General features: G+C 64.4%; 8 protein-coding genes. 7 read left to right on the top strand and 1 reads right to left on the bottom strand.

Annotation, left to right across the window (positions count from 1 at the left end):
• Positions 1 to 307: glycoside hydrolase family 30 beta sandwich domain-containing protein (locus DFR29_RS28900; RefSeq protein WP_166653778.1), on the top strand; the 307-nt coding region annotated here is incomplete at its 5' end.
• 45 nt (positions 308 to 352) lie between these two features.
• On the opposite strand, the gene DFR29_RS00205 is transcribed toward DFR29_RS28900, so the two are convergent.
• Positions 353 to 1,744: a delta-60 repeat domain-containing protein gene (locus DFR29_RS00205; RefSeq protein WP_133816541.1), complete on the bottom strand. Its 1,392-nt coding sequence runs from the start codon at positions 1,742 to 1,744 to the stop codon at positions 353 to 355.
• Between the two features lie 290 nt (positions 1,745 to 2,034).
• On the opposite strand from DFR29_RS00205, the gene rfbB reads away from it, so the two are divergent.
• The 6 genes from rfbB to DFR29_RS00175 all read left to right on the top strand — a co-directional run bounded on the left by rfbB (position 2,035) and on the right by DFR29_RS00175 (position 9,200).
• Complete coding sequence (rfbB, locus tag DFR29_RS00200; protein ID WP_133816540.1) at positions 2,035 to 3,090, top strand: dTDP-glucose 4,6-dehydratase; 1,056 nt, start codon at positions 2,035 to 2,037, stop codon at positions 3,088 to 3,090.
• Positions 3,091 to 3,141: 51 nt separating this feature from the next.
• Positions 3,142 to 4,029, top strand: coding sequence for a glucose-1-phosphate thymidylyltransferase RfbA (rfbA, locus tag DFR29_RS00195; protein WP_133816539.1), 888 nt, complete (start codon positions 3,142 to 3,144; stop codon positions 4,027 to 4,029).
• The gene (rfbC, locus tag DFR29_RS00190) at positions 4,026 to 4,586 is read left to right on the top strand and encodes a dTDP-4-dehydrorhamnose 3,5-epimerase (protein WP_133816538.1); all 561 of its coding nucleotides are present in this window, start codon (positions 4,026 to 4,028) and stop codon (positions 4,584 to 4,586) included. The genes rfbA and rfbC overlap by 4 nt, the downstream gene beginning before the upstream one ends.
• A 67-nt stretch (positions 4,587 to 4,653) precedes the next feature.
• The gene (gene rfbD, locus DFR29_RS00185; protein ID WP_133816537.1) at positions 4,654 to 5,574 is read left to right on the top strand and encodes a dTDP-4-dehydrorhamnose reductase; all 921 of its coding nucleotides are present in this window, start codon (positions 4,654 to 4,656) and stop codon (positions 5,572 to 5,574) included.
• Positions 5,575 to 5,623: 49 nt separating this feature from the next.
• Positions 5,624 to 7,060 (top strand): mannose-1-phosphate guanylyltransferase/mannose-6-phosphate isomerase, encoded by a 1,437-nt coding sequence (locus tag DFR29_RS00180; RefSeq protein ID WP_133816536.1) that lies wholly within the window; start codon positions 5,624 to 5,626, stop codon positions 7,058 to 7,060.
• A gap of 163 nt (positions 7,061 to 7,223) precedes the next feature.
• On the top strand, positions 7,224 to 9,200 hold the full coding sequence (locus DFR29_RS00175) for an alpha/beta hydrolase family protein (RefSeq protein ID WP_133816535.1): 1,977 nt from the start codon (positions 7,224 to 7,226) through the stop codon (positions 9,198 to 9,200).
• Positions 9,201 to 9,662 lie beyond the last annotated feature (462 nt).

Below are 9,662 nucleotides of genomic sequence, written 5' to 3'. Positions count from 1 at the left end.
ACTGGTCGGTTTCCTGGAATGGATGCCCTGGGATTCGCAGCGCTACCAGGTGGACGAGACCACGGTGCGCAAAGACCAGCGCATCCTCGCCTTCCGTCAGGGCGGTCCGACCGGCAAGCTCGCGGTGGTGCTGACCAATCGCGGTACAAGCAATTTCACCTTCACCATCGACGCCGGCACGGCCGGCAGTTTCCAGGGCCATCGCTATCGGCTGGATACCTGGAACGGCACGCTGCCCAAAGTGGCCGGGCCGAACCTGAATCTGATGGTGCCGCCGAACTCAATCGAGTTCTGGGTGCAGCAGTAGTGTGCGCCGGCGCCGCCGTTCGGGCGAACGGCGGCGCCCTCTGCGTTACTGCAGACCGTTGCGGAAAATCCGGTCCGGCAAGGGACCGCTGTTGTTGGTGATGCGCTGGATCAGGGTATGGCTGCGGCCTGGATCGCTGGAGATGACGAACGAACCGGCGAACAGCGGCCGGCCGCGGGCGTCGAGGAAAAGCTGGCCGGCGTTGTTGGGGCCGTCGTCGCCCAGGCCGCTGCCGCCGATGAAGCACAGACCGCTGTTGCTGCTGAGGCAGTTGCCGTAGGTGGAATCGAAGCCCATGCTGCCGGTGAAGGCTTGCGCAATGAAGTAGTTCGGTCCCGGCCCACTGTCGCCGACGGCGATGACTCGCGTGCCGGCGCCGTCGGCGAAGCGCACGTCGGTATAGCGGCCGTTGCCGTTCAGGCCCGGCTCCAGCCGTTCGGACTGCTGCACGCCGCTGCCGTCGAAGCGGGCGATGGCGGCCTGGCGCGTGGCACCGTCGTCAGAATAGGTGTTGCCGGCAATGGCGATATCGTTGTTGGCCGCCACGTCGATGCCAAGGATTTCATCCGCATGCGCCGTCTGCTGACCGAAGTAGTAGACGCGCCTGCCGTTGTTGATGCTGTTGTAGCCCGCGTTGAACGAACAACTGCTGGCGCAGAACGTGGCGTCCAGGCTGCCGTCCACATTGAGCTGGGCCAGTACCGGGCGCAGGCGCGAGATCGTGCTGTCCAGGGCAATGCCGCCGAGCACGATCTTGCCGTCGTTGCGTACGGCTACGGCATTCGCCTGGTCGATGCGGGTATTCGGTCCCAGGTCGAAAAACACCGTGGTCTTGCCGTCGCCGCTGAACGTGGTATCCAGGCCGCCGTCGGCTGCGCGCAGGCGCACCACGGCGAAGTCGGTGTCGCCGGCAGCGCTGCGCTGGGCCGAACCGGCGACGATGACGTTGTCGTCGCGATCCACCGTAACCGCCAGCGGGTAGTCGTTGTTGCCCTGGCCCAGGCCGAAATTGATCGCCGTGCCGCCGTCGCCGGCGAAGCTGGTGTCGTCGCTGCCGTCGGCTTTGAAGCGCACCACGCCGAAGTCGCTGCCGTCGGCGCCGGCACCCTGGGTGGGCCCGATCACGATGATGCGGCCGCGACTGTCCACGGTCGCCGCCTTGACCGACTGCAAGGCCGCGGCCTTGACGCGCAGCGAGTCGATCTGGGTGGCGTTCGTGGTCCAGCGCCGGATGCCGATACAGGCCGGGTCGCCGCAACTGCCCGACTGGGTGGGGAATTCGAAGATTTCCACCAGATTGCCGTTGGGCTGAGGCAGCAGGGCAATGGCCTTGAAGCTGTTCAGGCCGGTGCCTGTGATGCGGAAGGGATCCAGTTGTTCCGCCGCTTGCGCGGCAGTGCCCAGCAGCAGCGCCGCCAGCACCAGGGTGAGTCGCATCGATAAGCTCCGTCTTCAATCAGGGCGGAGCAGGAATACGCAGTGCCGCACCGGGCCATGACAGCACGGACGGGCGGTATCGCCATACGAGCGCGCATGCTGACGCCCGTCCATGCCGGCAGTGGGCCTGGCGCGGGCGGGACTGTCGGCAATTGTCGCTTTCCCGGCAAGCGCCTTGTTTTTGTGTCGGAAAAGCCAGGCCGGGACGGGTTGCGCAGCCTTCTGGTAACCTTTCGGGCTGTCCGGCCGCGAACTGGCCGGGTCCAGGTACCTTGGAGCGACCTTAGCGCATGAAAACCCTGCTCGTGACTGGTGGCGCCGGCTTTATCGGCGGCAATTTCGTGCTTGATCTGTTGGCCCAGGGCGGTTTCCGCGTGGTCAATCTGGACAAGCTCACCTATGCCGGCAATCTCGATACGCTGGCGCCGCTGAAGGCCAATCCCGACCACGTCTTCGTGCAGGGCGACATCGGCGACAAGGTCCTGGTCGAACGCCTGCTGGCCGAACACCAGCCCGACGCGATCGTGAATTTCGCCGCCGAATCGCATGTGGACCGCTCCATCGACGGTCCTGCCGAATTCGTACAGACCAATGTGGTCGGCACCCTGAATCTGCTCGAACGCGCGCTGGCCTATTGGCGCTCGCAATCGCTGGAACGCCAGGACGCTTTCCGCTTCCTGCACGTGTCCACCGACGAGGTGTACGGTTCGCTGGGCCCACTGGGCAAGTTCACCGAAGAAACCGCCTATGCGCCGAATTCGCCGTATTCGGCGTCCAAGGCCGCATCCGACCACCTGGTACGTGCCTTCCACCACACCTACGGCATGCCTACGCTGACCACCAATTGTTCCAACAATTACGGTCCGTACCAGTTTCCGGAAAAGCTCATTCCGCTGATGATCCAGAAAGCCCTGCGCGGCGAGGCGCTGCCGGTCTACGGCGACGGCCGCAACGTGCGCGACTGGCTGTACGTGCGCGACCACTGCCGCGCCATCCAGCGCGTACTGGAAGCCGGCCGCACCGGCGAGGTATACAACGTCGGCGGTGATTCCGAGCGGGAAAATATTCATGTGGTAAAAGTTATTTGTGAGCTTCTGGACCGACGCGAGCCGCTGGCCGACGGGCGCCGGCGCGAGAGTCTCATCACTTACGTCAAGGACCGGCCCGGCCACGACCGCCGCTACGCGATCGACTCGGGCAAGCTGCAGCGCGAGCTGGGCTGGGCGCCGCAGGAAACCTTCGAGTCGGGCATCGAGCGCACTGTGCAGTGGTATCTGGACAACCAGGCCTGGTGCGGCCGCGTGACCGACGGCAGCTACCGCATGGAGCGCCTCGGCGGCGCTTGATATTTCAGGGATGGCCGGCGGTTCCGCCGCATTGCAACGCAGGTGCATGACATGACGACCAAGAAAGGCATCATCCTCGCCGGCGGTTCCGGCACGCGGCTGTATCCGCTTACCCAGGTGGTGAGCAAGCAACTGCTGCCCGTCTACGACAAGCCAATGATCTACTACCCGCTCAGCGTGCTGATGCTGGCGGGCATCCGCGAAGTGCTGGTCATCAATACGCCGCACGAACAGGCCTTGTTCAAGCAGCTGCTCGGCGATGGCTCGCAGTGGGGTATTTCGATCAGCTACGCGGCGCAGCCTTCGCCCGACGGCCTGGCCCAGGCCTACCTGATCGGGGCGGACTTCGTCGGCAGCGATCCCTCCTGCCTGATCCTTGGCGACAATATTTTCTACGGCCACGGCTTCACCGAGGTACTGCGCCGCGCCGCCGCGCGCGACCACGGCGCGACGGTGTTCGGCTACTACGTACACGATCCGGAACGCTACGGCGTGGCCGAATTCGACGCCGCCGGCAAGGTGATTGGGCTGGAGGAGAAACCCTCCAGTCCCAAGTCCAACTACGCCGTCACCGGCCTGTACTTCTACGACGGCCGCGCCGTCGACTACGCCCGCACGCTCAAGCCGTCGCCGCGCGGCGAGCTGGAAATCACCGATCTGAACCGCTGCTACCTGGAAGACGATTCGCTGATGCTCGAACGCCTGGGCCGCGGCTACGCCTGGCTGGATACGGGCACGCACGATTCCCTGGTCGAAGCGTCGAACTACATCGAGACGATCGAGAACCGGCAGGGCCTGAAGGTCTGCTGCCCAGAAGAAATCGCCTTTCATGCCGGCTGGATCGATGAGGCGCAGCTGCGCACCCTGGCCAGGCCGCTGGCCAAGAACGGCTACGGCCGCTATCTGCTGCAGATAGCCGAGCAGGGAGTGGTGCCGTGAAGGTGATCGAAACCCGCCTGCCCGGCTGCGTGGTGATCGAGCCGGTCGTGTTCGGCGACGAACGCGGCTTTTTCTACGAAAGCTACAATGCGGAAAAATTCAAGGCGGCGGGGCTGGAACTGAATTTCGTCCAGGCCAATGTATCGCGCTCGGCGCGCGGCGTGCTGCGCGGACTGCACTACCAGTGGCCGCGGCCGCAGGGCAAGCTGGTCAGCGTGCTCGAAGGCGAGGTCTACGACGTGGCTGTGGATATCCGTCACGGCTCGCCCACCTTTGGCCAGTGGGCTGCGGTGCTGCTGTCGGCGGAAAACAAGCGCCATTTCTGGGTTCCCGAAGGCTTTGCCCACGGTTTTGCCGTGGTGTCGGAATTCGCCACCTTCGCCTACCAGTGCACCAATCTCTACGACGCCAAGGCCGATGCGGGCGTGCGCTGGAATGATCCGGCCCTGGGCATAGACTGGCCGGTCGCCTCGCCGCAGCTGTCGGGCAAGGACGAGAAGGCACCGCTGCTGGCCGATGTCGCACCTGAGCGGCTGCCGCGCTACGACGGCGCCTGATGCACCCGGCGGCACGCCGGTTGCGCTGCTGCTGCGGTATCTCTTCTGCCATTCCCGGACCAAAGCCATGAACATTCTGCTGCTGGGCGCCAACGGCCAGGTCGGTTTCGAGCTGCAGCGCAGCCTCGCGCCGCTGGGCCGCGTCATTGCGGCCACACGCAGCGGCCGCCTGCCCGGCGGTGCCGCCTGCGAGACGCTGGACCTGGCCGATGCGGCCGCCCTGCAAGCTCTGCTGCAGCGCAGCGCGCCGCAGCTGATCGTGAATGCCGCCGCGCATACCGCGGTCGACCGGGCCGAGGACGAGGAATCGCTGGCCCAGCTGGCCAATGCCACCGCACCGGGCCTGCTCGGGCAATGGGCGGCAGCGCAACATTGTTCCGTCGTGCACTATTCCACCGATTATATATTCGACGGCCAGGGCCTGCAGCCCTACCGCGAAGACGATGCCACCGGCCCGGTCAGCGCCTATGGCCGCTCCAAGCTTGGCGGCGAGCTGGCACTGGCGGCCAGTGGTGCGGCCTATCTGAATTTCCGCACCGCCTGGGTCTATGCCGCGCGCGGCAGCAATTTCCTGCGCACCATGCTGCGCCTGGCCCGGGAGCGCGATCGCCTGAGTGTCGTTGCCGACCAGCGCGGCGCGCCGACGCCGGCACGGCTGATCGCCAATACCACGGCCGCCGTGCTGGCGCGCTGGCTGCAGGGCAATGCCGCCAGCCGGCAGCAGAGCAGCGGCCATTACCACCTGGTCAGCGCCGGCGAATGCAGCTGGCAGGAATTCGCCGTGGCGATCATGGCCCAGGCGCAGGCGGCCGGACTGATCGAGAAATCGCCCGATATCGCCGCCATCGCCACGGCCGACTATCCGACCAAGGCACGCCGGCCAGCCTATTCCGTGCTCGACACGGGCAAACTGCGCCAGACCTTCGGCCTGTACCTGCCCGACTGGCGCGAAGGGCTGCGCGACGTGATCGCCGAACTGGGCGTTTGAGGGGTTCTGCCCCGCGCTGCGTCTGGCTTTACTGATTCTGGAAACGACCATGCTGATTCCCGTAATTCTCTCCGGCGGTGCCGGCACCCGTCTCTGGCCTGTTTCGCGCAGCGCCTATCCCAAGCCGTTCATGCGCCTGGCAGACGGCGAGTCGCTGCTGTACAAGACCCTGGACAGGGCCATGGCCGTGGCCGACGGCGGCCATGTGCTGACCGTCACCGGGCGCGACTACTACTTCCTGACCCGCGACGAATACGCCAGCCATCCCCACGCCGACCTGGACAAGCTGCCGTTCCTGCTGGAACCGGCGGGGCGCAATACCGCACCGGCCATACTGCTTGCTGCGCAGTACGCGATCAGCCATATCTCGCCGGATGCCGTGCTGCTGGTACTGCCGGCCGATCACCTGATCCGCGCGCTGGATACCTTCGCCGCCGACGTGCGCCGCGCGCGCGAACTGGCCGAGGACGGCTGGCTCGCCACCTTCGGCATTCCGCCCACGCAGCCGGAAACCGGTTTCGGCTATATCCATGTCGGTGCAGCGATTGCCGGGCGCGAAGGCAGCGAAGTCGCTGCTTTTGTGGAAAAACCCAAACGTGAACTGGCCGAGGCTTATCTCGCCGGCGGCGAGCATCTGTGGAATTCGGGCATGTTCTGCTTCCGCGCCGATGCCTTGCTGGCAGCGGCAGCGCAGACCTGTCCCGAGGTGCTGGCCGCAGCCGAGGCCTGCGCCGCCGGCGCGATCGCCCAGGAAAGCCCGGTCGAATACGCGCGCGAGGCCTTCCTGGCCCAGCCGGATATTTCCATCGACTACGCCGTGATGGAAAAAGCCGCGCGCCGCGCCGTGGTACCGGCCGCGTTCGACTGGAGCGACATCGGCTCCTGGAAAGCCGTGAGCGATCTGGAAGCCGAGTCCGACGAACACGGCAACCGCGTACGCGGCCAGGCCATCCTGGTCGAATCGGCCAACTGCTATATCCAGAGCGACAAGCGCATGGTCGCTGCGGTCGGCGTGAACGATCTGGTCATCGTCGATACCGACGATGCCGTACTGGTCGCCCATCGCGACCGCGCCCAGCAGGTCAAGCTGGTGGTCGACCGCCTGCGTGCGGACAAGCACGAGGCAGCGGCGTTCCACCAGACCGTCTATCGGCCCTGGGGCAGCTACACCGTGCTTGAGGATGCGCAGGACTGCAAGGTCAAGCGCCTGGTGGTGAAACCCGGCCATGTCCTCAGTCTGCAGAAGCATCATCGCCGCAGCGAACACTGGACCGTGGTCAGGGGCGTGGCCACGGTACGCGTCGGCGAGAAGATTTTTGCGCTTCATTCCAATCAATCTACGTATATACCCATAGACACGCTGCACCGGCTGGAAAACGCCACCACGGAAGATCTGCACCTGATCGAGGTCCAGTGCGGCGACTATTTCGGCGAAGACGACATCGTGCGGCTGGAAGACCGCTACGGCCGTGTCGCCCGCAGCTGAAGCGGGCGTTCCGGCGGGGATGTAGCGGTTGGTTGTGGCGGTCGAACTGCAGTACGCGCAAGGGTCAAGCAGGGCCAGCCCGTCCCTGTGCAGGGCTTCATTCGTTCCGATCGGTACCTCCGGGGAGGCGGTGCCGTTTGCGTCCCACTCCAAGGAGTCATCCATGTCCATCCATCGCCTGGCCTTCGCTGTCGCCGCGCTGGCGTCCACCGCGGCCGTTCATGCGCAAGTGCCGCTGGCCGATTTTGCGCGTCATACCCAGTACCGTTCGGTCAAGATTTCCCCCGGAGGCGACTATCTGGCCGCCGACGCCATCGTCGACGGCAAACGCCATCTGGCCCTGATCGAAATCGCCAACAACAAGGTGCTGACCATCCGCCCGCGTGGCGACGATGAACTGTCGGACTTCCAGTGGGTCGGCCCGCGCCGGGTGATCTACAGCCTGCAGCAGAAGATCGGTGGCGCCGATCGGCCGGTCAGCACCGGCGAACTGTTCGGCGTCGATGCCGACGGCAAGGGCAACGACCTGCTGTTCGGTTTCCGTCTCGGCGGCCAGTCGGGCGAAAGCAAGATCAAGAAGACGGTCGGCGAATACGCTTCGGGCGAGGTGATCGACGACCTGCGCGACGACGACGAAAACGTGCTGATCGCCACCGTGCCTTGGGATGCCGGTCCCGACGGCACCATGCCGACCGTGTATCGCTTCGACGTGCGCCACGGCACCAAGAAGGAACTGTTCAAGGCGCCGATCCGCAATGCCTCGTTCCTCACCGACCATGCAGGCGTGGTGCGCTTTTCCTATGGCGAAGACGTCAACACCAACTGGAAGGTGATGTACCGCGACAACGACGACGGCAAGTGGGAAGAAGTCTTCAGCGAAGCCGCCAAGGGTTCGCGTTTCTATCCGCTGGCTTTCGACAAGAGCAACAACAGCGTCTATTGGGCCTGCGAAAACGAAGCCCGAGCCAACGCCGTCTGCACCTGGGATACCAAGGAACGCACGCTCAAGCCGGTGTGGACCAGCAAGAGCGTCAGTGTGTGGGACCTGATCCACAGCTTCGACGAACAGTCGGTCGTCGGCGTCGAAGCGATGCCGGGCCGCATGGCCATCGGCGTGCTGGACAAGAATTCCGAAGAGATCAAGACTCTCAGCCAGCTGATGCAGCAATTCCCCGGCGAGCACGTCTCCATCCATTCCAGCGACAAGGAAGGCAACCGCCTGGTCGTACTGGTGGAAAGCGACATCAACCCTGGCGAGTTCTTCCTGCTCGACCGCAAGAGCAAGAAACTCACGCCGCTGCTCAAGCGTGCCGGCTGGATCGATCCGGCCAAGATGGCGACGATGGAGCCGGTAGAGCTGAAAAGCCGCGACGGCCTGCCGCTGCACGGCTACCTGACCCGGCCGCTGGGCAAGGAAGAAGCGAAAAACCTGCCTCTGGTCGTGATGGTCCACGGCGGTCCGTACGGCATACGCGATACCTGGAGCTTCGACATCTACGCCCAGGCACTGGCCAGCCGCGGCTATGCGGTGCTGCAGGTCAACTACCGCGGTTCCGGCGGTTACGGCCAGCGTTTCGTCGACGCAGGCTATCGCGAGTGGGGCGGCAAGATGCAGGACGACGTCACCGATGCCACCCAGTGGGCCATTGCCCAGGGCATCGCCGACGCGAAGCGCATTTGCATCTACGGTGCCAGCTACGGCGGCTACGCGGCGCTGCAGGGCGCGGTGCGCGAACCCGACCTGTACCGCTGCGCGATCGGCGACAGCGGTGTCTACGACCTGCGCCTGATGTATACCCGTGGCGACATCCAGCAGCGTCTTATCGGCGAGAACTACCTGACCAAGGTGCTGGGCGAAGACAAGGCCGAGCTGACCGCACGTTCGCCCATCGCCAACCTTGACAAGCTCAAGGCCAAGGTGATGCTGATTGTCGGCGGCCAGGACAAGCGCGTACCGCCAGTACACGGCGAAAGCCTGCATAACGCCCTGGAAAAGAAGGGCGTCAAGCACGAATGGCTGTACGAGCGCACTGAAGGCCATGGCTTCTACGACGAGAAAAATCGTGAAGTCATGTTGAAGAAAATGCTCGAGTTCCTCGATGCATCGATTGGTGCGGGGGCGTCGCCGGCGGCGCCTTGATCCGCTGTTGTGCGATTGAACGGGCTTCTGTCTTGCCTGCTGCTTTTTGTATTCGACGAGATTTGTAAGATGCGACGCGTTTTACAGGGTGCGATGAATTTGTAGGGTGCGATGAGCGAAGCGAATTGCATCATCAACGCAGAAATTTTGCGGCGCGCTCATGCTCTAGCCCTCTCCTCCACGCTTCCTGGGGGAGAGGGCTTTTGCTGCTTCGCATTGCCGATTTCCGCTTCTGCATCAAACCAGCCGCCAACCGGCAATCCAGCGACTGACGAAACTCACGCAACCGCGTCCACTGTTGCAGAACCTACTTGTACTATCCGCAAAAACGCCACAGGGCAGCGTTGACGTCGTTCGAATCCGCTGCTTCGGCTGTCGCGCGACTACGTCGGTGCAACTGCACCGGCCTCGCTAACGGCAGGGCGCTGTCACGCCGACGTCACCGAACTGCAACCAAAGCCT

This window comes from Tahibacter aquaticus (genome assembly GCF_004363655.1).
Taxonomy (GTDB): domain Bacteria; phylum Pseudomonadota; class Gammaproteobacteria; order Xanthomonadales; family Rhodanobacteraceae; genus Tahibacter; species Tahibacter aquaticus.
This window is presented reverse-complemented; position numbering and strand designations above follow the sequence as displayed.

Coding starts and splice junctions, on each gene's coding strand:
- rfbD (WP_133816537.1), top strand. CDS start 4,654: ATGAACATTCTGCTGCTGGGCGCCAACGGCCAGGTCGGTTTCGAGCTG.
- rfbB (WP_133816540.1), top strand. CDS start 2,035: ATGAAAACCCTGCTCGTGACTGGTGGCGCCGGCTTTATCGGCGGCAAT.
- DFR29_RS00180 (WP_133816536.1), top strand. CDS start 5,624: ATGCTGATTCCCGTAATTCTCTCCGGCGGTGCCGGCACCCGTCTCTGG.
- DFR29_RS00175 (WP_133816535.1), top strand. CDS start 7,224: ATGTCCATCCATCGCCTGGCCTTCGCTGTCGCCGCGCTGGCGTCCACC.
- DFR29_RS00205 (WP_133816541.1), bottom strand. CDS start 1,744: ATGCGACTCACCCTGGTGCTGGCGGCGCTGCTGCTGGGCACTGCCGCG.
- rfbA (WP_133816539.1), top strand. CDS start 3,142: ATGACGACCAAGAAAGGCATCATCCTCGCCGGCGGTTCCGGCACGCGG.